30 protein-coding genes and 3 pseudogenes are annotated in these 24,939 nt (G+C 35.9%); 12 read left to right on the forward strand and 21 right to left on the reverse strand.

Annotated features, from left to right (window positions below):
* Positions 1-130: 130 nt before the first annotated feature.
* Entirely contained in the window at positions 131-733 is a 603-nt protein-coding gene (gene rpsD, locus QUF99_RS24185) for a 30S ribosomal protein S4 (protein WP_286122273.1), read from the forward strand.
* Positions 734-976: 243 nt separating this feature from the next.
* Here the strand turns inward: rpsD and QUF99_RS24190 are convergent, their stop codons facing one another.
* Positions 977-1,246, reverse strand: a complete 270-nt coding sequence (locus QUF99_RS24190) for a hypothetical protein (protein WP_289373478.1) — start codon at positions 1,244-1,246, stop codon at positions 977-979.
* A gap of 212 nt (positions 1,247-1,458) precedes the next feature.
* On the opposite strand from QUF99_RS24190, the gene QUF99_RS24195 reads away from it, so the two are divergent.
* The 3 genes from QUF99_RS24195 (at position 1,459) to QUF99_RS24205 (ending at position 3,100) form a co-directional block, all read left to right on the forward strand.
* Positions 1,459-1,734, forward strand: coding sequence for a TIGR04197 family type VII secretion effector (locus QUF99_RS24195; protein ID WP_289373480.1), 276 nt, complete (start codon positions 1,459-1,461; stop codon positions 1,732-1,734).
* 40 nt (positions 1,735-1,774) lie between these two features.
* A complete protein-coding gene (locus QUF99_RS24200) occupies positions 1,775-2,347 on the forward strand; it encodes an Imm43 family immunity protein (RefSeq protein WP_289373482.1) in 573 nt (190 codons plus the stop codon).
* A 279-nt stretch (positions 2,348-2,626) separates the two neighbouring features.
* Positions 2,627-3,100 carry a hypothetical protein gene (locus tag QUF99_RS24205; protein WP_289373483.1) on the forward strand — a complete coding sequence of 158 codons (474 nt, stop codon included), beginning with the start codon at positions 2,627-2,629 and terminating at the stop codon, positions 3,098-3,100.
* Positions 3,101-3,189: 89 nt separating this feature from the next.
* On the opposite strand, the pseudogene QUF99_RS28600 reads toward QUF99_RS24205, so the two are convergent.
* The 9 genes and pseudogenes from QUF99_RS28600 to acsA all read right to left on the reverse strand — a co-directional run.
* Positions 3,190-3,614 (reverse strand): annotated as a pseudogene (locus QUF99_RS28600) (XRE family transcriptional regulator); the annotation flags it as partial.
* Between the two features lie 34 nt (positions 3,615-3,648).
* Complete coding sequence (locus QUF99_RS24215) at positions 3,649-3,780, reverse strand: transporter (protein ID WP_289373487.1); 132 nt, start codon at positions 3,778-3,780, stop codon at positions 3,649-3,651.
* Positions 3,781-3,908: 128 nt separating this feature from the next.
* Positions 3,909-4,463 carry an ECF transporter S component gene (locus QUF99_RS24220; RefSeq protein ID WP_289373489.1) on the reverse strand — a complete coding sequence of 185 codons (555 nt, stop codon included), beginning with the start codon at positions 4,461-4,463 and terminating at the stop codon, positions 3,909-3,911.
* Positions 4,450-4,845 carry a DUF4430 domain-containing protein gene (locus QUF99_RS24225; protein ID WP_289373490.1) on the reverse strand — a complete coding sequence of 132 codons (396 nt, stop codon included), beginning with the start codon at positions 4,843-4,845 and terminating at the stop codon, positions 4,450-4,452. The genes QUF99_RS24220 and QUF99_RS24225 overlap by 14 nt, the downstream gene beginning before the upstream one ends.
* 418 nt (positions 4,846-5,263) lie before the next feature.
* Positions 5,264-5,509, reverse strand: coding sequence for a hypothetical protein (locus QUF99_RS24230; RefSeq protein ID WP_289373492.1), 246 nt, complete (start codon positions 5,507-5,509; stop codon positions 5,264-5,266).
* Positions 5,490-6,035, reverse strand: a complete 546-nt coding sequence (locus QUF99_RS24235; protein ID WP_289373493.1) for an RNA polymerase sigma factor — start codon at positions 6,033-6,035, stop codon at positions 5,490-5,492. Before QUF99_RS24235 ends, QUF99_RS24230 begins: the two co-directional genes overlap by 20 nt.
* A complete protein-coding gene (locus tag QUF99_RS24240; protein ID WP_289373495.1) occupies positions 6,016-6,471 on the reverse strand; it encodes a hypothetical protein in 456 nt (151 codons plus the stop codon). The genes QUF99_RS24235 and QUF99_RS24240 overlap by 20 nt, the downstream gene beginning before the upstream one ends.
* 570 nt (positions 6,472-7,041) lie before the next feature.
* Positions 7,042-7,602, reverse strand: a complete 561-nt coding sequence (locus tag QUF99_RS24245; protein WP_289374759.1) for a maltose acetyltransferase domain-containing protein — start codon at positions 7,600-7,602, stop codon at positions 7,042-7,044.
* A gap of 110 nt (positions 7,603-7,712) precedes the next feature.
* Entirely contained in the window at positions 7,713-9,431 is a 1,719-nt protein-coding gene (acsA, locus tag QUF99_RS24250) for an acetate--CoA ligase (RefSeq protein WP_289373497.1), read from the reverse strand.
* A 177-nt stretch (positions 9,432-9,608) separates the two neighbouring features.
* Here acsA and QUF99_RS24255 point away from each other — a divergent pair, with 177 nt between their 5' ends.
* The 6 genes and pseudogenes from QUF99_RS24255 to mscL all read left to right on the forward strand — a co-directional run bounded on the left by QUF99_RS24255 (position 9,609) and on the right by mscL (position 14,200).
* Positions 9,609-10,241 (forward strand): GNAT family N-acetyltransferase, encoded by a 633-nt coding sequence (locus QUF99_RS24255; protein ID WP_289373498.1) that lies wholly within the window; start codon positions 9,609-9,611, stop codon positions 10,239-10,241.
* A 17-nt stretch (positions 10,242-10,258) separates the two neighbouring features.
* Positions 10,259-10,903, forward strand: a complete 645-nt coding sequence (locus tag QUF99_RS24260; protein WP_289373499.1) for an acetoin utilization AcuB family protein — start codon at positions 10,259-10,261, stop codon at positions 10,901-10,903.
* Entirely contained in the window at positions 10,900-12,066 is a 1,167-nt protein-coding gene (locus QUF99_RS24265; protein WP_289373500.1) for an acetoin utilization protein AcuC, read from the forward strand. The genes QUF99_RS24260 and QUF99_RS24265 overlap by 4 nt, the downstream gene beginning before the upstream one ends.
* Positions 12,067-12,118: 52 nt before the next feature.
* A pseudogene (locus QUF99_RS24270) lies at positions 12,119-12,385 on the forward strand (alpha/beta fold hydrolase); the annotation flags it as partial.
* A gap of 282 nt (positions 12,386-12,667) precedes the next feature.
* Positions 12,668-13,594, forward strand: a complete 927-nt coding sequence (locus QUF99_RS24275; protein ID WP_289373501.1) for a Gfo/Idh/MocA family protein — start codon at positions 12,668-12,670, stop codon at positions 13,592-13,594.
* Between the two features lie 207 nt (positions 13,595-13,801).
* Positions 13,802-14,200: a large conductance mechanosensitive channel protein MscL gene (gene mscL, locus QUF99_RS24280; protein WP_289373502.1), complete on the forward strand. Its 399-nt coding sequence runs from the start codon at positions 13,802-13,804 to the stop codon at positions 14,198-14,200.
* A 91-nt stretch (positions 14,201-14,291) separates the two neighbouring features.
* Here the strand turns inward: mscL and QUF99_RS24285 are convergent, their stop codons facing one another.
* On the reverse strand, positions 14,292-14,564 hold the full coding sequence (locus QUF99_RS24285) for a DUF3917 domain-containing protein (protein ID WP_289373504.1): 273 nt from the start codon (positions 14,562-14,564) through the stop codon (positions 14,292-14,294).
* A 594-nt stretch (positions 14,565-15,158) separates the two neighbouring features.
* Between QUF99_RS24285 and QUF99_RS24290 the strand changes: the two genes are divergently transcribed.
* Positions 15,159-16,232, forward strand: coding sequence for a DUF5105 domain-containing protein (locus QUF99_RS24290; protein WP_289373505.1), 1,074 nt, complete (start codon positions 15,159-15,161; stop codon positions 16,230-16,232).
* Between the two features lie 79 nt (positions 16,233-16,311).
* On the opposite strand, the gene ccpA is transcribed toward QUF99_RS24290, so the two are convergent.
* The 4 genes from ccpA to QUF99_RS24310 all read right to left on the reverse strand — a co-directional run bounded on the left by ccpA (position 16,312) and on the right by QUF99_RS24310 (position 19,838).
* Complete coding sequence (gene ccpA / locus QUF99_RS24295) at positions 16,312-17,310, reverse strand: catabolite control protein A (protein WP_289373507.1); 999 nt, start codon at positions 17,308-17,310, stop codon at positions 16,312-16,314.
* 276 nt (positions 17,311-17,586) lie between these two features.
* Positions 17,587-18,657, reverse strand: a complete 1,071-nt coding sequence (locus tag QUF99_RS24300) for a bifunctional 3-deoxy-7-phosphoheptulonate synthase/chorismate mutase (protein ID WP_289373509.1) — start codon at positions 18,655-18,657, stop codon at positions 17,587-17,589.
* A 304-nt stretch (positions 18,658-18,961) separates the two neighbouring features.
* Positions 18,962-19,288: a bacillithiol system redox-active protein YtxJ gene (ytxJ, locus tag QUF99_RS24305; RefSeq protein WP_289373511.1), complete on the reverse strand. Its 327-nt coding sequence runs from the start codon at positions 19,286-19,288 to the stop codon at positions 18,962-18,964.
* 1 nt (position 19,289) lies between these two features.
* Positions 19,290-19,838: a DUF948 domain-containing protein gene (locus QUF99_RS24310; RefSeq protein ID WP_289373512.1), complete on the reverse strand. Its 549-nt coding sequence runs from the start codon at positions 19,836-19,838 to the stop codon at positions 19,290-19,292.
* Between the two features lie 278 nt (positions 19,839-20,116).
* Here QUF99_RS24310 and QUF99_RS24315 point away from each other — a divergent pair, with 278 nt between their 5' ends.
* Complete coding sequence (locus QUF99_RS24315) at positions 20,117-21,232, forward strand: aminopeptidase (RefSeq protein ID WP_289373513.1); 1,116 nt, start codon at positions 20,117-20,119, stop codon at positions 21,230-21,232.
* Positions 21,233-21,278: 46 nt separating this feature from the next.
* On the opposite strand, the gene QUF99_RS24320 is transcribed toward QUF99_RS24315, so the two are convergent.
* The 6 genes and pseudogenes from QUF99_RS24320 to murC all read right to left on the reverse strand — a co-directional run bounded on the left by QUF99_RS24320 (position 21,279) and on the right by murC (position 24,907).
* Positions 21,279-21,464, reverse strand: coding sequence for a hypothetical protein (locus QUF99_RS24320; RefSeq protein ID WP_289373514.1), 186 nt, complete (start codon positions 21,462-21,464; stop codon positions 21,279-21,281).
* Positions 21,465-21,477: 13 nt separating this feature from the next.
* On the reverse strand, positions 21,478-21,876 hold the full coding sequence (locus QUF99_RS24325) for a PH domain-containing protein (protein WP_289373516.1): 399 nt from the start codon (positions 21,874-21,876) through the stop codon (positions 21,478-21,480).
* Positions 21,877-21,969: 93 nt separating this feature from the next.
* A complete protein-coding gene (locus tag QUF99_RS24330) occupies positions 21,970-22,461 on the reverse strand; it encodes a GNAT family N-acetyltransferase (RefSeq protein WP_289373518.1) in 492 nt (163 codons plus the stop codon).
* Positions 22,458-23,006 (reverse strand): GNAT family N-acetyltransferase, encoded by a 549-nt coding sequence (locus QUF99_RS24335; protein ID WP_289373520.1) that lies wholly within the window; start codon positions 23,004-23,006, stop codon positions 22,458-22,460. Before QUF99_RS24335 ends, QUF99_RS24330 begins: the two co-directional genes overlap by 4 nt.
* Positions 23,007-23,063: 57 nt before the next feature.
* Positions 23,064-23,342: pseudogene (locus QUF99_RS24340) on the reverse strand (EamA family transporter); the annotation flags it as partial.
* A gap of 254 nt (positions 23,343-23,596) precedes the next feature.
* Positions 23,597-24,907 carry a UDP-N-acetylmuramate--L-alanine ligase gene (gene murC / locus QUF99_RS24345; protein ID WP_289373522.1) on the reverse strand — a complete coding sequence of 437 codons (1,311 nt, stop codon included), beginning with the start codon at positions 24,905-24,907 and terminating at the stop codon, positions 23,597-23,599.
* Positions 24,908-24,939: the final 32 nt, after the last annotated feature.

Consider the following 24,939-nt stretch of genomic DNA (forward strand, 5'->3'; position numbering starts at 1 on the left):
CCTCTACTTGAGGTGTATCTCGTAACTCCCTGCTGCTGGAGCGAAGGTACATGAAAACAAAATGCGCATAAATGTCGATTACGTCTGTTTTTATTTTACGAAAATAAAAACACTAAAGGAGGAGTCAATTATGGCTCGTTATACAGGTCCAGCTTGGAAACTCTCTCGTCGTCTTGGAATTTCTCTAAGCGGCACAGGTAAAGAATTAGAAAAACGCCCTTACGCACCAGGTCCACACGGTCCGAACCAACGTAAGAAACTTTCAGAATACGGTTTACAATTACAAGAAAAACAAAAACTTCGTCACATGTACGGCATGACTGAGCGTCAATTCCGTCGCACATTTGATCAAGCAGGTAAAATGCCAGGTAAACACGGCGAAAACTTCATGATCCTTCTTGAAGCTCGTCTTGACAACCTAGTTTACCGTATGGGATTAGCTCGCACTCGTCGCGCTTCTCGTCAATTAGTAAACCACGGTCACATCATGGTAGATGGCGCTCGCGTTGATATCCCATCTTTCCGTGTAAAACCAGGTCAAACTATCAGCGTTCGCGAAAAATCTAACAACCTTGTTGTTGTTAAAGAAGCGATCGAAGTTAACAATTTCGTACCTGAATACTTAACTTTCGATGCTGATAAATTAGAAGCTACTTTCAATCGCTTACCAGAGCGCGCTGAATTAGCTGCTGAAATCAACGAAGCGTTAATCGTAGAGTACTACTCTCGTTAATTCAATCGCTTAGTAGATGACAGTATTAAAAACCCTAGAAAAAGCGTTATTACAACGTTTCTAGGGTTTTTTCTATTTTTATGGTTTGTAAAATAACTTAAATAAAATTAATGATCTGGGGGAGGTTTTTGGGGGACTTTTTGGATAAAATAAGCGTGGGCAAATGCTATTTCCCCTAATAAATTTAAATACAAAAACTGCTGCCATTCACACATGTTCGACAATACAATTCATTTTTACTTTTCACTGTTCTTTTATCCACATAAGAAGAAACTTTTCTGCTTCTAATGCTGGAAAATACCACTTTCCACCTATTTTATATTTCGGAAAGCGTTCATCATAAAAGAAATTTTCTCTGATGGTATTTCCACTCATACTTGTTTGTCTGCATAGTTCTTTCATATCCCAAAATGTTTTTCTTTGTTCAATTTGATTTAGACGTTTTCGCAACTCTTCTAAGAAAAGTTCTTCAATCTTCTGCTCGTCTATCTTAATATCAAGAATGTTATTCATCTTCTTTTTTTGAAGTTTCTTCTATTTCAATCTTCTTTTTAAAATTAACTCTCTTGCAGCTGATATTAAAGATGTAAAAAAACGTTCTCCATTGTTCTATTGTTAGATTTACCTTAACTATATATCCTTTTTCATTATCAACATAAACCCTAATGGAGAAACCTAGGAATATAGTATAATTTTCCATAAACATAATAGAAAGGATTTAAACAATGGGACAATTTCAAAGTAATTTTCAAGCGGCAAAACAAATCGCTACGCAGATGAGAGCAGCTTCGGATACCATCCAAAGTGCAACAAATCGTTCCATAAAAAAGGCGACGCGTACAACACTATCTGTTAACTCCAAAGCACAAGAAGCGAACCAACAAGTTTTAGATTTGACGAAACAATTTTCCGCCGCCTTTCAACAAGCGGTCGATAATATTCATTCGGTAGCTAACGAGTTTGAAAGAATGGATAACGAACTTCAAAATACCTTTCGCTAATGTGACAACCTACGTAAAGTAAAACGGTAGGAGGAAAAAGATGAAAATTTGGGAATTAAAGAGTTCATTTGATGACTATGAATCCTTTCAACTATTGAATTTAGAAGAAGATTCGAAAAAGTATTTTGAAGGAAAAATTGACTCAGCAGTAAAAGCATCTGATTTATGGGGAGAAATACGCATTAAATGTGTAGAAGAAGGACATCACAGTGATTTTCCTCATTTTTGGGGAGAGATTGGCACACCAATGGTTAGTGAGAAAGCTAAACAATTCTTAGGGCCTACGCTTGGCAACAATGTGGAATTTCTTCCACTAATTCATAATGTGACGGGAGAAGTGTATTATATAATTAACGTTTTAAATGCAATAGATGCAATTGACTACGAAAAAGCTATATTAAAGAAACTACGTTCTGGCTTAGTAATAGATTTCAAAAAATACGTATTTTTACCTAATATGGTTAAAAACCAAACAATTTTTAAAGTTTACTTAAATGAAATATTATACATTCCTTCTGTTTTTGTATCAGATGAATTTAGAAATACAATTTTAAAAAGTGATTTAAAAGGTTTTGAGTTTGTTGAAGTATGGGATTCAGAAGCAACCTTGTAAAAGAAACTCCTAAAATTGAGGAATAATAAAAAGGGAAAATGTTTAGTGTAAGAGCTAATGTCCCTTCTTTTTTCAGCTGGAAAATTTACTGATACAATAAATCAACAAATACTAAAAAAAGAACACTGAATAATTTTAATCAATCATTCAGTGTTCTTTAAAAATTACAGCTATGTTAGCATAATCCATTTATATTGTCTTATTCGATCTAATTATAGAAAAGTATAAAGAAATAGCTGAAGAATACGGTGTAACATTAAGATTTAGGGAGGAATAATTATGAGCTTAAAATTAAAACCTGAAATAGAAACAGCACTAAAAAAAATTGACTTTGTTAATAGATACACAGAACTTTCTTCTTTTTCAAGAGAAAATTATGATGCCGAAGAAATCATTCCTAATCCCAATATTGAAGAAATTCAACAAATACTTGAAAAGCTAGGTTATAAATCAGTTTATGATAAAAAAGAAAAATTTTTAAAAGTTGGAGAAATAGGTGATAAAAAAGAAAATTTATTTTATTTTAATATTGGTATTAAAGTAAACGTTTTGGATTTTACTTGGGTAGTTTATCATAATGATGAACTAAGATTAGGTAGTCCATGGAGTCTATATTCAAGACTTTTAATTTCTCCAGATACTAGAATTAAGCCAGTACTATTTAGCGATTATGACAGCTTAGAAAAAATTTTTAAAATTGCTTTAGGTATGTATGAAGATTTTAAACAAGAATTAATTCCTATCTATTCATAATTTTATATTTAAGAAAGGCAATTTTATCTTAAATGTAAAAAAAAGAAAATCCGACTCACAAGAGCCGGATTTCTTCATTTATCTAAACTTTATACTGTCTTATTCGATATAATATTAGTATTTCTTTTCAATGCTAATACAACATTAGAACTATCGTTTCTAAATTTAGCAAGTGTCCCTTCTTCTAAACCAGTCAATGCTTCAAACATATCTTCACGTAGGCTTAATTGATACTCGTTTGAAAGTTCTTCTAAAATGCTAAAATGCTATTACCATCAAAAACATCATTTTCAAGCAATGTAAGAATTGATTTTTTAATTAAAACTGGGCTTGTAGGCTTAGATTGTCCATCTAGTGGTTCTTTTTTTCTCCAACCATTTTTACTCATTTGTCTTTGCAAATACGAATATTGATTGAAAGTGATTACCCCTAAATTGTATGCCCTTCTAATCATTACTCCCACAGAAACATGCCATTTTTTCTTCATAAAAACATAATGATCTAGATCAATTGGATCGGCTTTTTTCGTTATTATATATAAAATAGTCTTATTTACCATCGTCTTGTTTTTCTATATACACATATTCATCCTTTGGGTTCTGTTGAACTTCACCTTGAGTGTTCCCTGCTAACTGACCTGCGTTCAGCAAAGAAAAGATAATTAACGCTTCTAGTGACATAATTTTTTATCACACCCTTCTATCAATTGGAATACATACATCATACCTCTTTCTTATGAATTCCATATGAACATACAGAAAATTTTAAAACAAAAGACTTTGCAGATTCTCTCTACAAAGCCTTCTCTTTAAATTGTTACGCGATAATATTTTTCTAATCGTTTATTCAATAACGGAATTAAAACTGGAGCTAACACAAAATAAAATCCGAAATTCCCCCCTGCATGATATAGATCAAACGGTATTCCAGCAAGCCAATACGCCCAAAAATATTTAAAACCGTAAATTGGCGCTTGCCAAAGTGCCATAATGAAACCATATAATAACCCCATACATGCAGCATATAAACTCATTACAATATGTGGGATACGTTCAAATAAAGAACGCATTATGCTACCAGTTAACAATGCAATAATTGAATATCCAATAATTTGCGAAATGGTCCACCATCCCATTCCTAATACTAAATTAGATAAAATCATTGATAGTATAGCTATAATGACCCCATATTTTCTCCCCATTATAAGTGATATAATAATTATAATCGCTGTCATTGGTTGCACATTTGGAATAAATGCAAATATAAGGCGTCCCGCAACTGTTAAACTAGCTAACATTGCTACTAATACAATACTTCTCACATTAGTTAATGGGATATACTGAAACTTATTACTTAGCTTCATGCAAATCCCAAGTAATCACATCACCATCTTTTAATTCGATGTCTTTTGCACCTTTCATTGCGGGTTCTTTATTCACGTCAAACATCCAATATTTCTTTGCACTCACATCTTGTTTTTTTCCTTCAATAGATGTAATCATGCCATCTTGGTCTTCAACCTTAAAGTTTTCTTTCATTGCGTCGTATAACTTCTCACCATTTTTCACTTTTACTTTTTCTTTCGCAACAGTTTCTTTCCCGTTGTCCATTGTTACTTCAATTGTTACTTGAGGCGCTTTCGTATCTGTTTTCTTTGCCTCATCTTGTTTACCTTGACATCCCGCAAAAACAAACATCGTTATAATCATTAATAAGGATGTAATGAATAATTTACTTTTTCTCATTTTTCTTGCTCCTCTCTTTGCACTGATAATGAATCGATATAGCTTGTGCCACCGACTTATTCAATCGTCATTATAACATAGCACCCTCCATCCCCTAGCATAAACAGCTTATATAAAGGGAAACTTTGATCCGTAGAGGTTTACCTCATTCACCACTTAGAATTTTGAGGTAGGGATATTACTATCTGCAAATAGCGGGATAAAAACACCTCTTATTTTTTTCTTTTATTTTAATTGATTTTCATTCTCAATCCCCTTGATCTATATCAAGAAAAGTAAAGAATTGCTGTACATCACACCAATGAATTTTTAAAGAGAATAAAAAAACGTGTACACTTTCTTGTACACGTTTCTTTTCACATTACCGCTTTTTTTCACCTAATAGGTAGTTCGCTACTCTCGAGTTTAGCAAATTGATTTACAGACTGGCAATCAATATCGTAATGAAAGAAAGAAAGGGAACACTTGCTAATAGAGATATATGAAAAACGATTGATAGATCGTTGCCAATCGTCGCTTCAATCGGGTCTTTCGCAGGCGATGCTAAAAAACGTAAAAATCGATCTCCGAAATTAGCCTTCCTTGGAAATTCAGGAACTTCAACATGATCGCTATCTAAATGCTGCTGCAATGTATACTCTTTATCAAAGGGATTTTCGTTCAATTTCATCCACCTCCAGCAGCTGTTTTAATTTTTTGATACCATTATGCAGTCTCGATTTAACTGTTCCCACTGGGATATCAAGTACGGCTGCAATTTCTTTATGAGGCATATCATGGTAATAAGAAAGAATAATAACGGCGCGCTGTTCTTCAGGAACTTTCAAAACCGCTTCCCGAACAGTAAGACGATCTTCATTTGAAAATTCCTTCTCTTGAATCGGAACAAAAAACGGGAGAAGAGACCGCCATTTTTTTCTGCGATTCAATTTATTAATCATGAGCCGGTATGCAATTTGAAACAAATATGTTTTGATCTTTCCTTTGTTAAGCTCATACATATGTTTCTTCCGTTCTAATGTAAGAAACGTATCTTGAACGAGATCTATGCTTAATTGCTCATCACGATTAAAACGATATAAAAAAATATATAACGCTGGTTTGATTAAGACATATAGTTTTTCTCCCGCCTGCTTATCTCCATTTTGATATGCAAGCATGAGTTCTTCCTCAATCCCAATCTGCGCCATGTTTTTTAATCTCCTTTATTCCCTTTAACGTTAAAGAGACTCGGCTAATTAAATAAATACTTGCGACTAATGTCCAAATTTGTGATTGATTCGTAAAAAACTGTACATATGGGTTTTGAATTGTAAATCCACTTGAAACTAATAAATTGAGCACCTGAACACATATACAAGCATACACCGCAACACAGACGGAAATTGTATCAAATACATTCCAGCGAAAATACACTTTTGTTTTTGTAAAATCGATTTTAAATCCATTTTTTCGAACGATGTACTTTCTATCAAATGGTATGATAATAGAAAATATGATAATCATTATAATCCCTACTGCAATCATTGAAACCTTAAATCCAATCGCAATAGGTAACAACATACCACAAGTAACTACCACTACAATGCCTAATAAAGCCAAAGTAAACATCCATTTATTCGCCATATAAATTGCCCCCCTATGTAAAGAAACAATAAAGTCGTTTAATTTTATCTTGAAAAATACCGTAGTCTACCAATCATTTGAATAATATAAGGCTTTTAAAGCTGGTTAAAAGTTAATACTTGTGTGAACTATTCTCTAAAGAACGATTAATAAAGTTGTTTAATTCGAGAGTCGAAAATTGAATAATAGCCCCCTACATTTATCATTTTCTTTCTAAGTTCTTAGATTTTGACGCTTTTACAACAAAAATTGTTGAAACAACCACACTAACTAATCCACACAGTGCTGAAATAAAAACCACTATGAACATAAAGCATCACCCCATTAATTTTATTTGTTAGTTAACCTACTCAATTCTTAAATTAATAAATACCGAAATATTCTAACTTTAATTACACATGAAATGGAAATAGGCAGTATGAATAATTGCATACCACCTATGTCTTTAAACAACTATTTTATTTTTTCAATAACTTTATTGTAAATTAAACAACTTTATTATCACTTAACACCCTAATCTATCATGTCATAAACTTATACAACCGACAGAGGCAAACGGTTCAAAAGAAATTATTTTATTTTTTTAATCACTTGCGCAGGATTTCCTCCTACTATCACATTATCAGGCACATCCTTTGTTACGACAGCACCTGAGGCAATAACTGCATTATGTCCAATCGTTACACCAGGATTAATAACAGCCCTTCCACCAATCCATACGTTATCACCCATTATGACCGGCTTTCCAAATTCAGTACCACTAGCTCGTTCAATCGGATCAAGCGGATGTGTTGCTGTATAAATATGGACACCCGGAGCTAACATACAATTCTTACCTATCGTAACAGGACATACATCTAGAATCACACAATCAAAATTCGCATAAAAGTTTTCTCCAACATGAATGTTATAGCCATAGTCACATTTAAAAGCAGACTCGACATGAATATTCTCCCCACTTGATCCAAATAACTCTTTTACGATTAAACGACGTTCTTCGTATTTCGTTTCTACCGTTTCGTTTAGTTTTCTTGTTAATATACGAGCATGCTCTCGCTCTTGTACTAGCACTGAATCAGCAGCCACATACATTTCACCTTGTATCATTTTTTCTTTTTCAGTTCTCACAATAACATCCCCTTATTAAACACGTATATATAAGTTCCTCGTTATTATGATAGCATTTCCCAATAACTGAAACAAGAAAGGTCTGAATCATATATGATTCAGACCTTTCTTGCTTAATCTTCCATCGTAGATAAGTCGCCTGTTGGTAAGTTTAACTCCCACGCTTTTAAAACACGTCTCATAATTTTACCACTTCTCGTTTTCGGTAATTTATCTCGGAATTCAATTTGTCTCGGCGCCGCATGAGCTGCAAGGCCTTTTTTCACAAATTGACGAATCTCTTCTTTCAACTCATCAGATGCTTCGTATCCTGCGCGTAGTGCAATAAACGCTTTAATAATTTCTCCGCGTACCGGGTCTGGAATACCAATTACACCAGCCTCCGCTATAGCAGGGTGTTCAATTAATTTACTTTCTACTTCAAATGGACCAACGCGCTCACCAGATGTCATAATTACATCATCAATACGTCCTTGGAACCAGAAGTAACCATCTTCATCCATATATGCAGAGTCACCTGATACATACCAATCACCTGGCATAAAGTAAGACTCATATTTTTGCGGGTTGTTCCAAACTGCGCGCATCATCGATGGCCAGCCTTTCGCAATCGCTAGATTCCCCATTGTATATGGCGGTACTTCATTGCCTTCATTATCAACAATCGCTGCCTTCACACCTGGAATTGGTTTCCCCATTGATCCAGGGCGAATTTCCATACAAGGATAGTTACAAATAACTTGTCCACCTGTCTCTGTCATCCACCATGTATCGTGAATACGAAGGCCGAATGCGCTCATTCCCCAGCGAATTACTTCTGGGTTTAACGGTTCACCAACACTTAACACGTGGCGCAGCGCTGATAAGTCGTATTTCTTAATCGCTCCTTCTCCTGCTCCCATCAACATGCGGAATGCTGTTGGTGCACTATACCAAACGGTTACACCGTAATCTTGCAACGCTTCATACCATGTCTCTGGGCTAAAACGTCCTCCTAAAACAACATTTGAGCCGCCTACTAACCATGGTGCAAAAATACCATAAGCAGTTCCTGTCACCCAGCCTGGGTCAGCAGTGCACCAATATACATCGTCTTCTTTTAAATCAAGCACCCATTTTGCCGTTTGATAATGCTGCACCATTGCATTTTGTGCATGAAGAACACCTTTTGGCTTTCCTGTAGAACCAGATGTATAATGAAGAATTAATCCATCCTCTCGGTCCAGCCATTCGATTTGCAGCTTATTAGAAGCTTGTTCAAATAATGAGTTAAAAGCAACAAGCTTTCCGCCTTCTTCTACATTATCACCAACAAGAAAGACTGTTTTTAACGCTGGTAAATCATTCAGTGGTACACGTTCTAACAATTCAGGTGTTGTAATTAAAACCTTTGCTCCACTATCTTCTAAGCGATCACGCACTGCGCCTTCCATAAATGCTTCAAATAACGGACCAACAATTGCCCCTAATTTTACTGCACCAAGAAGTGCAAAATATAATTCTGGTGAACGCGGCATGAAAATAAAAACGCGATCTCCTTTTTCCACATCACCATAGTTTTTCAGGACATTACCCGCTTTGTTAGAGAATTCCTTCATTTCTTTAAATGTATATTTTTCTTTACGCGAACCATCTTGATAATAAAGCGCCACTTTATTTTTTCGATCAGATTTCGCATGTTTATCAATTGCCTCATATGCCATATTTACTCGGCCTGTTTCATACCAAGAAAAATTTTTATTAACCTCTTCCCAGTTAAAGTTTGCATATGTTTCTTCATAATTCAACAAATTATTTTCTCCTTTAATGACCGGAAGCGTTTCTACTTTCATACTTTACATCCCCCTCCTATGTATTCTATTATCTATTATAATAACATTATTTAAAATTTTCAGTATATTTGTTGATTTTTAGACAAATTTTTACTGACAAAATTCGATTCACATCGCATATATTATAAAGTACGATATATAGTAGATTCACAAACCCTCAAGGTGGTGAGTAAAACGTTGATTCATAAAAAAATATATAATGCAAGAAACTTAAAAACAGCAAAAGGAACCTTAGTGATTGAAGGACCTGTGTCTACACATAATCTCAAAATGTATGAATTTCATTCAGACTTAGTTGCGTTTCGTCCTGCTGATCAACAATATAAAGCAATTGTCGAAATTTCTAAATTACCAGAAGCTCGTCTCATTATTGCGAGACACGAACAAACAATTGTTGGCTATGTTACATACCTATATCCCGATCCGCTAGAACGATGGTCGGAAGGAAACATGGAGAATTTAATTGAGCTTGGGGCAATCGAAGTCATTCCAGCATTTCGTGGGTGCTCTGTCGGAAAAAATCTATTAGAAGTTTCCATGATGGATGACCATATGGAAGATTATATTATATTAACGACTGAATATTATTGGCACTGGGATTTAAAACAAACTGGTTTAAATGTTTGGGAATACCGCAAAGTAATGGAAAAAATGATGAATGCCGGCGGCTTAGAATGGATGGCAACAGATGATCCAGAAATTTGTTCGCATCCAGCCAACTGTTTAATGGTTCGCATCGGCAATCGGGTAGACACAAATTCCATCCAAGCATTTGACCGCTTACGCTTTCAAAATCGTTTTATGTATTAAGAAGGGAGGCATATAGAATGATTGTAGAAGAAATTATGAATCATGATGTAATAGCACTGCACCCAGATGATACGATAGAAACAGCAATACGGACAATACGCACAAATAACATTCGGCACATTCCCATTGTCAATCATGACAACAACGTAGTCGGCATTATTTCCGACCGCGACGTACGAGATGCAAGTCCGTCCATTCTTGATGAACAGGTTTCACTAGATATGCTAAAACAACCCATCCAATTAATTATGAAACAACCTGTGATGACATGCCATCCTCTTGATTTTGTTGAAGAAATTGCAACTTTATTTTTCGAAAACAAAATCGGGTGCCTTCCTGTTACAAAGGGCGGAAAGCTCGTTGGAATCATTTCAGAATCCACAGTGCTGCACACACTTGTCAAGCTAACAGGTGCTCATCAGCCAAGTTCACAAATTGAAATTCAAGTAAAAAATGAACCTGGTATTCTTGGAAAAGTAGTCGCTATTTTTAGTGAGCTCCATATTAATATCGTGAGCGTTCTCGTCTATCCAGCAAAAGACGAGAGCGCTAAAGTACTCGTTTTCCGCATCCAAACGATGAATCCTCTAAGGGTAATTGAAGAGTTAGAGAAAAAAGGCTACCATGTTTTATGGCCAAATATAATGGGGATGCAGGCATGAAGAGCGCCTTCATTTATTCAGATGATTTTCGGGGCTATTCCTTTAGCCCTGAACATCCTTTTAATCAGCTTCGCGTTACACTTACCTATGATTTATTAGTAAAGAGTGGATTCATTCATCCTTCTCAAGTCATTCCACCACGAATGGCAACAGATGAGGAAATTGCTTTCATTCATACAGAGGAATACATAAATGCGGTAAAACGTGCTGGAGAAGGAAAATTAGAAAAGTCGATAGCGATGTCCTACGGGCTTGGAACAGAAGATACACCAATGTTCCTTCACATGCACGAAGCTAGCGCCCTGCTTGTTGGTGGAACATTAACCGCGGTCGATACAGTACTTTCAGGGAAAGCAAAACATGCTTTAAACTTAGGTGGTGGTTTACACCACGGTTTTCGCGGCAAAGCATCCGGCTTTTGCATATACAATGATAGTTCTATCGCAATTAAATATATGCAGAAAAAATACGGTCTTCGTGTTTTATATATTGATACAGATGCGCACCACGGTGATGGTGTACAATGGTCCTTTTATGATGATCCCAACGTTTGTACGATTTCACTACATGAAACAGGACGCTATTTATTCCCTGGAACAGGCGCCGTAAACGAACGTGGTCAAGGTGTTGGCTACAGTTACTCGTTTAACGTTCCGCTGGATGCCTTTACAGAAGATGAATCCTTTTTACAATCCTATCGCACCGTTGTAAGAGAAGTAGCAGCTTACTTTAAACCGGATATTATTTTAACGCAAAACGGAGCTGATGCTCACTATTATGATCCTCTTACTCATCTTTGTTCAACTATACAAATTTATCGTGAGATTCCAAAGCTTGCACGCGAAATTGCTAATGAATACTGCGGCGGTCGCTGGATTGCTGTTGGCGGTGGTGGCTACGACATATGGCGCGTCGTCCCAAGAGCCTGGGCACTCATTTGGTTAGAAATGAACAACATCCAAAACATCTCAGGTTATCTCCCACCAGAATGGATCGAAGCTTGGAAAGGACAAGCACCAGTTGAACTTCCCCTCACATGGGAAGATCCGAACAACATGTATAACCCCATCCCTCGAAAGCAAGAAATTGAAGAGAAGAATGCATTAACAGTGGCAAAATCTCTTGAGATTATTCGGAATAATACAAAAAAAGCTTTGTATTAAACCATTAGAATAGGAGATCTCTCCTATTCTAATTTCATGAAGGATGATATTTATGTGGAAACAGCAATTGATACACACGAAACGCGGTATTTTTGAAATCTTTATAAGAGGAGATGGCGAACCACGCTGTGTTACACATCATTACTCACAATTTAATAAAACGGGTGATTATTTTGCTGAGAGTTTTATTCATACCCACCAAGTATTTCTTATCAATTTAAGGGACGCTGGACACTCTGTAAAATCTGGAACTGAAAAAGAATTAAGTATGAGAGAAACGATTGAAGATTTAGAAGTAGTAAAAGAAGCACTACAACTTACCAAGCTCTATATTTATTTCATTTAAAAATAGCAATCATTATCCATTCTTAGAAGAAAAAACTAACTTTTTATCTGTTATAAAAAGCTTTTATTATTCTATTACACAAAAAAATGCTTGAACTTCACATACAGAAGCTCAAGCATTTTCCATTTCTATATGAGTAAACTCACGCAACACTAAATTTTTGTTTCTATTCACTAGCTATGCTACATTAAATTTGTCACACATAACTACAAGATTAGACAACAGATATAAATTCATTATAGGGTGGGAAAACACATGAACAAACCTCGTATTGGTATGGTTGGACTTGGGAGCATTGCTCAAAAAGCATACCTTCCAACACTTACAAAGGAAACAGATTGGACATTTGTAGGAGCGTTTACACCAAATCCTGATAAACGTAAGCTCATTTGCCAGCAATATCGTATTCAAGAATTCTCTAACCTACAAACACTCGCTTCAGAATGCGACGCAATGTTTGTACATAGTTCCACTGCGACTCATTATGAAATCGTTTCTGAACTTCTTCAAAAAGGAATCGATGTTTATGTCGATAAACCACTAGCCGCTACTGTGGAACAAGCTGAGAAACTAGTAGAACTTAGTGAAAAGTATAATCGAAAACTTATGGTTGGCTTCAATCGTCGCTTCGTTCCTATGTATGTTGCAGCAAAAGAACACGCAAATGATCTATCATGGATTCGTATTGAAAAACATCGTACAAACAAAGTGGGACCATATACATATGACTTTACAATGCTTGATGATTATTTACATATCGTCGATACAGCTCGCTGGTTAGCAAATGGTGACCTTCACCTCGTACACGATATGATACAAGTAAATGAGAAAAATGAACTCCTTTATGGACATCATACCTATACAAGTACGAACGGTACATTACTATCTACCGCTATGCATCGCCATGCTGGTACGAATTTAGAACAAATCGAGCTTGTTACAACTGGTAAAATTATTCGTGTGAAAAATATGAATACATTAGAAGTAGAACAAGATAATAGCGTTACACAAAATGGGTCACCTTCATGGGAAACAACGTTAAAACAGCGTGGTTTTGAAGGTGCTGTATACCATTTCATCGATTGTGTACAAGGTAATACAAAACCAATGGTTGATGGATTAGAAGGGTTAAAATCACAGCAGATGCTTCAATCACTATTACAATCTCATATAGAAAGATAAAGTGAAACTTTAATCAGTGGGGGTTTTCTTCATCCCCCACTGATCATCAGCCCTCACCAATTGGGCTTTTAAAGAATAAAGCGCATGCAGTTTTCTGAATTTACTTTCATTCCCATTTCCCCTTTATTTCTAGCACAAATTTCTATAGAATATGTTGATAGAAATTATAAATTTCATACTGAATCGTGGAAAGGATGGGAATCACAAATGTGGAACGAGTTTAAAAAGTTCGCCTTAAAAGGGAATGTTGTTGATTTAGCTGTCGGGGTTGTAATCGGTGGTGCATTTGGTAAAATTGTTTCTTCATTAGTAAATGATGTTATTACGCCATTGATCGGAATTTTATTAGGTGGCGTTGATTTCAAAGGTCTATCCTACCCTGTGGGGAAAGCAACATTAAAATACGGCGCGTTCATTCAAACCGTTTTTGACTTCTTTATTATCGCCTTCTCTATCTTCATGTTCATTAAGCTCTTCAACAAGCTATCATTCAAAAAAGAAGAAGAAAAAGCAGAAGAAATTCCAGAACCAACAAAAGAAGAAGTACTTCTTGGCGAAATTCGCGACCTATTGAAGCAACAAAATGCATCAAAAGACAACGCATAATTGAACGGACAAAAGACATGAACATCAAGGATGTTCATGCCTTTCTTTATTTATATACTCTGAAGTAGACCCCTCAGATGCAATTTTCATCTTATAATGTTTCCGAATTCATATGAATAAACAAAATAATACCAGCAACCATTAAAACCACTATTGCACCTGCAAACAATGTAATCGAAAAAAATACAAAACTTGCGCTCCAGCCTACTGAAATATTTTCAATAAAAATAGAAGTTACATATGTGATAAGGGCAATTCCTGCAAGAATACTTCCTGGAATAAAGCGCTTTAGGCCTCTTTGTATTAACGTCATATATGCAAAAAAAGCTGTCGTACAAAGCGTAATCATCCAAAGAACGATCATCTCTTTTCCCCCCTCACATACCTTTTATCATTATTATACATGACATACCACAAGAATAGTGAAATTCTATTCTTGAGAAGGTAGTGTCCCAAAAAAATGTTGTAACTAAACTTGATCGGTACAACCACTTTCTTCCTTCTATCCTCATCCTATCTAATAAAGTATTAGACAAGATTGTAATTACATAATTTACATAAGGGAAATACGAGATGAACCTTTTTTTATTGATACCGATAAGCAAGGTTATAGTAACTCGTGCGATATTATATATAAATACAAATTAAAAAACCGACATAAAACCCTTCTTTTTAGGTGTGAGAGAGCATCCGGCCATGCATAGAAGCGATCAGATCCTTTTCCTGCCCCAGACATAGTGAAAACAAAGAGAGAAAACGAGTGCAGGTCACCTTTTGTTATCCATAGCCGCGGCTTACATGTCGAAAAATCAAAATGGATTTATATAGTTAACATTTTTTTATTTTATCAAAATATGAATGGTACACTATATACAAATGTTGGTGTTTTGTTATAAAATTGGAAAGGGATTAAAGATAATATATTAAAGTATTTTAGGGAAAAAGGTGGAGACATAATATGCAAATGAAAAAGTTCATAGGTATTTGTCTTGCAACTCTTCTTACAGTAGGTTTTGTAAGCGGGTGCAATTCATCAAAAAGTTCGACAGAAGTAAAAGAATCAAAAGAATCAAAAGAGAAAAAAGTATATGAAGTAGGTGACACTGCAAAATCAAAAAATGTTGAACTTGAATTAGAAAGTGCAGCGTTTGTGTTACCAGAACAATATTCGAAACCAACAAATGAAAAAATTCTAAAAGTTGAAGTGAGTTTAAAAAATACAGGTGATAAGACAATTCAAATAATGCCAACTGATTTTTCACTGTATGAAAATGATGAAAAAATGAAACCTCTTTATACGAGTGATCAAGATTTCTTAAAATCAGGTGATGTGGATAAAGGGAAAAAAGTATCAGGATCGATTTATTATTATGTGAACGAAGCTTCTTCTTATGAATTAGTTTACAAAAAATACATTATTGATCCGCAAAAAGATAAAGAAGAGAAGGTTTCCTTTAAAATTCAAGGAAAAGAATTAGTGAAAAAATCAAAAGAGTTACAAAAACCTGCTGAGGCTCTAACTGCATATTTAAATGCTGCCTATTATAATAAAGACGTTGAAAAAATTAATGATTTGACAGGCGAAGAAGGTGCTCAATTTGTTCGTGATGTAGAAGATGGTTTTAAAGAATCAACTGTACGAACATATAGCAATCGAATTAATGAACAAGCACTTATAAATTACTTTAATGTTTTAAAAGTAGCATTTCAGCAAAATGTAAAATTTGAAACGAAAGTATTATCTACAAGAGATGATAAAGCACAGGTGGAATTAAAAGCTAAACCACTTATGCTAAGTGAGTTGAAACCTAAAATTGAAAGCGAAGGTAGAATGATTGCAAGCCAGAATCCAAATATTACCCAAGATGAATTAGAAAACCGTTTATTTGATTATTTAATAAAAATAATACCAGAAGCAAAAACTTCAGGTACCGAAGAAATAGTAACGATTAACATGATCAAATTCGGGAAAAATCAATGGCGTTTGGATACAAATTCAGCAAATGAGATAATGAAAGTATTTGTTAAATAGTTATAATATATGATGATGGATTAAGTTATTTATGTGAAAATAAAAACTCACAGTGCAATACTGTGAGTTTTTCCTATTCCTACTTTGTTGAACTTCTAAATTGAATACGGTGAGGTAAAATAACCGTATGATCTTCTACTTTTTCTTTGTTCATATATTTTGTTAATAAACGCATTGCTACCGCTCCGATATCATACATTGGTTGTACAACTGTAGAAAGCTGCGGACGAACCATGATTGCAAGGCGAGTATTGTCAAAGCCCAGTACTTCTATATCTTCCGGTACATTTAAGCCAGCATCTTGTGCAGCATGGATGACACCTAATGCCATTTCATCTGAAGATACAAAGATTGCTGTTGGTTTTTGATCAAGTTCCCATAGCTTTTCAAATGCTTCTATACCTGAATCATATGTGTAATCTCCATCGATTACAAGAGATTCATCATATGCGATGCCAACTTCTTCCAACGCTTTTTTGTAGCCTTGTAATTTTTTTGCACTTCCTGCTTTATCCACATAAGGACCTGAAACGAAACCAATACGTGTTTGACCTTGATCTAAGAAATGCTTCATTGCATCGTATGCAGCTTGCGCATAATCAATATTTACAGACGATGTTTCATTTTTCTCATCAAATGATGCTGCAAGTACGATTGGTACAGGAGACTTTTTAAACTCTTCTACATGAATATCTGTAATATCTTCTCCCATAAACACAATACCGTCCACTTGTTTACCAAGCATTGTATTTAATAAGTGAAATTCTTTTTCTTTGTTTTGATCAGAGTTACTTAAAATGATGTTATATTTGTACATTGTTGCAATATCTTCAATCCCACGTGCAAGTTCTGCATAAAACGTATTAGAGATATCTGGAATAATAACACCCACTGTTGTTGTCTTTTTACTTGCAAGTCCACGTGCAACTGCATTTGGACGATAGCCTAGTTGTTCAATTGCTTCTAATACTTTCTTTCTTGTTGTAGGCTTTACGTTTGGGTTACCGTTTACAACACGTGATACGGTTGCCATTGAGACATTTGCTTCGCGCGCTACATCATAGATTGTTACGTTCATCTCTTCGCACACTCCTTATATATATGTTATCTATATTTATGTATCGGTTCACTTGAATGAAAAAAAGACATCAACTCTACCTGAAGATGTCACCAATCGTCCCGAGTCCTTTTACTAATGATACGATATAAATACGGGCTCATACAATATGTTCCCGCAAAGTTTCGAAAAAATTCGCTTTTTTTCTTATATTTTCGTATTTTTTATGTAAAAAAGGGCATTTTTTGAAAAAAGTCTATGCAACAAGTGCCGCATAGACCTTGTATGCACTTTAGATTATCTGCCGCGAAATGCTTTTAATTCTTTCATAAACTCATTGAACTCTGGAATATCCATTTGTTGTGCTGAATCAGATAATGCGACAGCTGGGTCTGGATGTACTTCAGCCATAACCGCATCAGCCCCGATTGCCATCGCTGCTTTCGCAGTTGGTAATAAGAGGTCGCGTCGGCCCGTAGAATGCGTTACATCCACAATGACAGGTAAATGTGTTTCCTTCTTCAAAATCGGCACAGCGGAAATGTCTAGCGTGTTACGCGTTGCTCTCTCATAAGTACGAATGCCGCGTTCACATAAAATAATGTCGCTGTTTCCTTGGGCAATAATATATTCTGCCGCATACATAAACTCTTCAATTGTTGCTGATAAACCGCGTTTTAATAATACTGGTTTCTTCACAGATCCAGCAGCTTTCAACAGCTCGAAGTTTTGCATATTACGAGCACCGATTTGAATCACATCGACATAATCCAGTGCCATCTCAATATCATTTGGATTTAAAATTTCACTAATAACCGCTAAATCATATTCATCAGCGACTCGACGTAAAATTTTCAGACCTTCTAATCCAAGGCCTTGGAAATCATATGGTGATGTACGAGGTTTAAACGCACCGCCGCGCATCAGCTTCAAACCTTGTGCTTTCATCGCTTCTGCAACTTGGCGCACCTGTTCGTAACTTTCTACGGCACATGGACCCATAATAAAGTGTGGATTACCATCACCGATTTTTTCACCTTTAATATCAACAATCGTATCTTCTGACTTTTTCTTACGTGAAACAAGAAGCGCTTTACGATGATCATCTTCTTGTAATTCTAAGCCAGTTTTAAAAATTTGCTTAAAAATATGTTGAAGTGTAGATGTTTCAAATGGTCCGTTATTCTTTTCCGCAATTAAATCCAGCATTTTACGCTCGCGTACAGGATCAAATCGTTTTACACCTTGTACTTCTTTTAATTTACCGACCTCTTGCACAAGACGTCCTCGTTCATTTAGTAATTCTAACATTTTCATGTTAATCTCATCAATTTGAGAACGTAAGCGATCTAGCTCTTGTGATGCCATAGAAAAGCCACCTCTTTCAAAGTTATATATATGTGAAAATACGTAATTATCATTCGTAAGATAAAGTGAAACTTTTCTCAGTGGGGCTTCATCCCCCAGCAAAAATTAGTTGAACCAATCGGGCTCTTATGCCCGTTAGTGCGGGATAACTCATTATATACAATACATATGCAGTTGTCACATGATATACTCCGCCATGCATTGCATATGGAATCGTTTCTCTCCCTTACTTTAATTCGAAATAATAGCAATCGTCAATGCCATTTTCGAAAGTAAAAAAAGCAAGCGAATTCGCTTGCTTTTTTTACTTCACATTCTCTTCCAACGATTGCTTTTTAATCTTCCAATGGGACGTATGCCATGCGACTGTTCCATCTTTTATATACAATACTTGCGGTGATTCATGTTTAATTCCAAAGTGCTCTGCAATACGATTCGAAATAGCTCTCGCATCTTGTACGTATAAATAATACGCAGGAGTTATTTGTCCGTCCTGACAATATGCTTGAAACTCTGTAAAAGCACCTTGGCTAATTGGACATGTCGTACTATGTTTAAAAAGAATATAAGGCTCTTTCGTTTCTAATAACGCTTCAAATTGTTCAATCGTTTCTACTTTTGTCATGCTCATTTTACTCACCTCTCATACGAATTGGAAGCCTAGATCGCTTCTCTTTTTTCTCTGCTTTCTCCAACTTTTTCTCAGCTTTTTCTATTTTCTTCTCTTGCCTATTGGCCCGAAAATGATTATACACTTCAATCGCTGCACTGCTCCACTGCACAACTTGTGCAACTTTGTCCGCATTGTTCTCAATTTCATTTGTAACAGAATCTGATACATTACGAAGTTTCGTATTTAAAGAATGAATTGTCGTTCCGATTCCATCTACGCCTTCTACCACTTTATTTAACGACTGAGATTTCTGTTGAATATCGTCAGCTAATGCGTTCGTCTTATGTAATAATTGCTCTGTTTCTACGCTTATCCCTTGCATTTGTTTTTCTAATCCTTCCAGTGTGCTTGCAACGTTTTCAAGCGTCCCCTGAACGGATAGTAACGTTCTACATACATACACCACCAATACAGCAAAAGCAATTGCAATTATGGCTGCACTTACGTATAAAAGAACTTGCATTTCATCACTTCCTTTATCTTTTTCATACTTTCTCCTATTATACAATCATTTTCCGTTTCGTTCTAATCCTTACAGTTTCGCGAGAATTTTCATATTTGTTTGTCAAATGTAACACAAACCATTAAACAAATTCCAGCAAGTAGGTTACAATATAGGAGGATACATAAAACGAAACTTCTATTAGTAGGAATTTTCTTCATCTCCTACTGATAGAGAGCTTTCACCAACCGTACTCTAATGTGCAACTATATCCCTTCCCTGAATTTTGAAGTGGGGGTTTTACTGTCCATTAGAACGGGATAACTAGTAGGGAGGCTTTATACATGAAAGACCCACGTATTGAAACATTAGCGAAAAATTTAATTAACTACTCAATCCGCTTACAAAAAGGCGAAAAAGTATTAATCGAAAACTTCGGTTTACAAAAAGAACTCGTAACAGCACTTGTAAAAGAAACATATGCCGCTGGTGGTTTCCCATTCGTTTCATTAAAAGATCATCAAGTAGACCGCTCTTTATTGATGGGTGCAACAGAAGAACACTTCGAGCAAATCGCTGCCTATGAAGCAAGCGTAATGAAAGACATGGATGCTTATATCGGTCTTCGCTCTGGCGATAACATTAACGAACAAGCTGATGTTCCAAGTGAACGCATGAAGATTCACGGTCAAACAGTTGGTAAAAAAGTACATAGAGACATCCGCGTTCCAAAGACTCGCTGGGTTGTTCTTCGCTACCCAAATGCATCTATGGCACAGCTTGCAAAAATGAGCACAGAAGCGTTTGAAGACTTCTACTTCGAAGTATGTAACTTAGATTACGGTAAAATGGATAAAGCAATGGATAACCTTGTTGAACTTATGAACAAAACAGATAAAGTTCGCCTTGCTGGACCTGGAACTGATTTAACTTTCTCTATTAAAGATATTCCAGCTATTAAATGCTCCGGTCATTTAAACATTCCAGATGGCGAAGTATACTCTGCACCAGTTCGCGATTCTGTTAACGGTACAGTATCTTACAACACACCATCTCCTTACAACGGCTATACATTTGAAAACGTACAGCTTACATTTAAAAATGGACAAATCGTTGAAGCAACTGCAAACGATACAGAACGTATTAACAAAATTTTCGATACAGACGAAGGTGCACGCTACATTGGAGAATTTGCAATCGGCGTAAATCCATACATCTTACATCCAATGGGCGACATCCTATTTGATGAAAAAATCGACGGTAGCTTCCACTTTACACCTGGACAAGCTTATGACGATGCATGGAACGGTAACAACTCTAACATCCACTGGGATTTAGTATGCATCCAACGTCCTGAATACGGCGGCGGCGAAATTTACTTCGACGACGTATTAATCCGTAAAGATGGCCGTTTTGTTGTACCTGAATTAGAAGCATTAAATCCTGAGAACTTAAAATAAAATGAAGAAGAGCTCTCCTTCTAAAAAGAGGGCTCTTTTACTTATTTCACTTTTCAATTTTATGTTCTTTCCTTCGGGTTTGACGAGAATGATAATAAAACAAAATTACAACTGCTAAAATGCCTACTGCTATCGACAAATATAAAGGCCAGCCCCAGCGTACATGCCCTCTGACACAAACGACCAGTACCATCAACAATTCAAAACAAAATAACAGCCTTATCTGTTTCATCACTCGCCTCCCGTTATGCTTTCACATCTATTTTCACATGTGGATTTGCATTTTGAATAAGTGACAACAGCTTTTCTGTCTCTTTCGGTATTGCAATCATATGCACCTTATATTGATTCGTTGTAATTTCAAGTGATTTACCAACTTGGCGTACAATTCTTATATCAAATAATACAATGTCATCATTCAATATGCCATATCTCAATACACCGTTTTCCACTGTATGTTTCTGAATAAAAACATCCCAAACAAGCGGCACATTTACAATGAGACAAATTGTGCCCCCTATCAGAGCTGATCCCCAACTTCCTTTGTTTGTAATAAGCATTCCGATTGGTAAAACAATCATAAGAATCAGCATTACACTCACAACAGTCATAATTGGTGTGCTTCTTTGAATAGAAAAGTTCATATCATCACCTCTTATCCAAATTATACCACAATTTTCGAATACATCTTTGATTACAAAATAGATATCATTCATAATTTGAATGATATCTATTTTTCACACATTGTACTTATAAAATTTCTTATCTACCTGAAGCACCGGAAAACTCTCTGGTAACTCTTCCATCCTAATACTCTGAAACCCATTCTTTTCATAGAAGCGATGTGCCGCTAAAAATTGTACTGTTGTTCCCAGATAGATTCCTTCTAATCCTTTTTCTTTTGCCAAGGCAATCGCTGTTTGCAGTAACATACTCGCCGTATTCCACACTTTACCCCGAAATTCTTTTTTCACAAACATTTTCCTCAAGGCCACTTGCTTATTTCCAATATCCAATAAGGCTACAGTTCCAACTACTTTCCCATCATACGTTGCCACCCAAAAATTCCCGTTATCTCTTTGATAAAACTGTTCGATTTCTAGTAAATCTGGTTGCTCTTCCTTTGTAATGGGGACATTATATTCTTTTTGTTGAATGTGAATAATTAACTCCACTACTTCAGATTGATGCTTACTTTCATATTGTGTAATACAAATTTTATTACTCATCCAATCTCCTTCCATTCCGAAACTAATAAGCTATACACTGCAATATCATGAAAATGATCATATAACCATTCTCCATCTCGCATAATACCATCTAATTTGAAACCAAGTCGCTCTGGAATTCCCCGGCTTTTCTGATTATCTACACCGCAGTGAATTTCTACTTTATTTAATTTTAATTCTTCAAACGCATAACGAAGCACTGCTTTTACACTTCGCGTCATAATGCCTTTTCCACCCGCTTCTTCTGCAAGATAGTACCCAAGACTTGTTGCTTTCTTACCCCAATTCACTTCATGGATACCAACCATTCCAACAAGTTTCCCTTTATACCGTATACCTGCTTCAAAGCCGTTTCCGTCAGCAAAACGATGTAACCACATTGGAAAGATTTCGTTATATCCTTCAGCAGATTTTGTGAAATCCACCCATGGTAACCATTCTCTTAAATGCTCTCGGTTTTGATCTACTAATTGATACAGCTCTTCTTTATGATGTGTTTCTAGTAATTGAAGTTCGATTTCATCATCGACTCGAAGTGTGAACATTCCTCTATCCCCTTTTTTCTTATTATTCTAACATTTAAGGATATAGATTGTTAAGGATTATATATTCACACTTTCTTTTTTCGTTCTTAAAGTAAGAAATCCAGAAGAGAAAAGAACTCCTACAATGACTAAAACCATTCCTAAGCATTGCACAGCTGTTATATTTACTCCTTCTGCAAAAGAGATGAGCATTGTAACAACAGGAACTAAGTTAAAAAACAATGATGTTTTTGCCGCTCCAACTTGCGCTATCCCTTTGTTCCACCACAAGTAACCGAGTACACTCATTCCGATTGCCATAAATAAGATAGACAGCCATGCTAATAGCGGAACTTCTATGATTGATACTACATTGTCCTGCATAAAGTGAAACTTTAATCAGTGGGAGTTTTCTTCATCTCCCACTGATTATTAGTTGAACCAATCGGGCTTTTACGGGCAGTTATCCCCCACCTATCTTCTTTGTTTCTCTCTGAATCTTGAGGTGGGGGTCTTACTGCCCGTTAATGCGGGATAAAAGAAATCGTAATGAAAGCAAACGCTTCGACACAAAAAAAGACGTGCAGCAATAGCTGCACGTCTTCTCCTTATTACTTCTCCGCAACTTTCACTTCTTCCACGTAAGCAGCTTCGAATTTTTGAATATCACCAGCGCCCATGAAAATAAGAACGCCGTTTTTATGTTTCTTTAATACATCTGTTGTTGTATCTGTAATCAATTCTGCACCATCAATGCGCTGCTGCAGGTCTTGAATTGTTAATTCACCTTTATTTTCACGTGCTGATCCGAAGATATCACATAAATATACTTGGTCTGCTTTGCTTAGGCTTTCTGCAAACTCATCTAGGAATTTTTGTGTACGTGAGAATGTATGTGGCTGGAATACCGCAACAACTTCACGCTCTGGATGTTTTTGACGAGCAGCTTCAATCGTTGCATTAATTTCTGTTGGATGGTGTGCATAATCATCAATGATGACTTGTTCTCCCATCGGTTTCTCATTAAAGCGACGCTTTACGCCTCCAAAGGTTGTTAACTGATATTTTACTGCTTCAACATCAATGTGTTCATAATGACAAAGGGCAATAACCGCTAATGCATTTAGTACGCTATGATTGCCGTAGCCTGTAATTTTAAATGTTTCATAATACGTGTTACGAACGAATACATCAAACACAGTGCCATCTGTTCTCTTTTGAATGTTACGTGCTTGGAAATCGTTATCTTCACCAAAACCATAGAAAATAACAGGTACTTTCGCTTGAATTTTTTGAAGTTCTTCATCATCACCACATGCAATAATTCCCTTTTTCACTTGCAATGCCATCTCTTGGAACGCATTAAATACATCATTAATGTCTGCAAAGTAATCTGGGTGATCAAAATCAATATTTGTCATAATTGCATAGTCTGGATAGTACGACAAGAAATGACGGCGGTACTCACATGCTTCAAACACAAAATACTTACTATTTTCTACCCCATGCCCTGTTCCATCTCCAATAAGATAGGATGTTGGGTGTGCACCTTGCATCACATGAGCTAATAAACCTGTTGTTGATGTTTTCCCATGTGCACCTGTTACGGCAACACTTGTATACTTACTCATAAGTTCCCCTAAAAAATGATGGTAACGATGTACAGGGATATTTAATTCTTTTGCTGCTACAATCTCTTCATGCGTATCAGGGAACGCGTTTCCTGCGATAACCACTTGTCCTTCTTCAATATTATTTTTGTCAAAAGGAAGAATGGAAATTCCACGTTTTTCCAACGCTGTTTGTGTAAAGAAACGCTTTTCAAAATCAGAACCTTGAACAGTATGCTTCATGTCATGAAGAATTTGTGCTAATGAACTCATTCCTGTTCCTTTAATTCCTACAAAATGGTAAACTGTCATCTTAAAGAACCTCCAACATTTCGAACTAATAC

The sequence above is a fragment of the Bacillus sp. DX4.1 genome (genome assembly GCF_030348195.1).
Taxonomy (GTDB): Bacteria; Bacillota; Bacilli; order Bacillales; family Bacillaceae_G; genus Bacillus_A.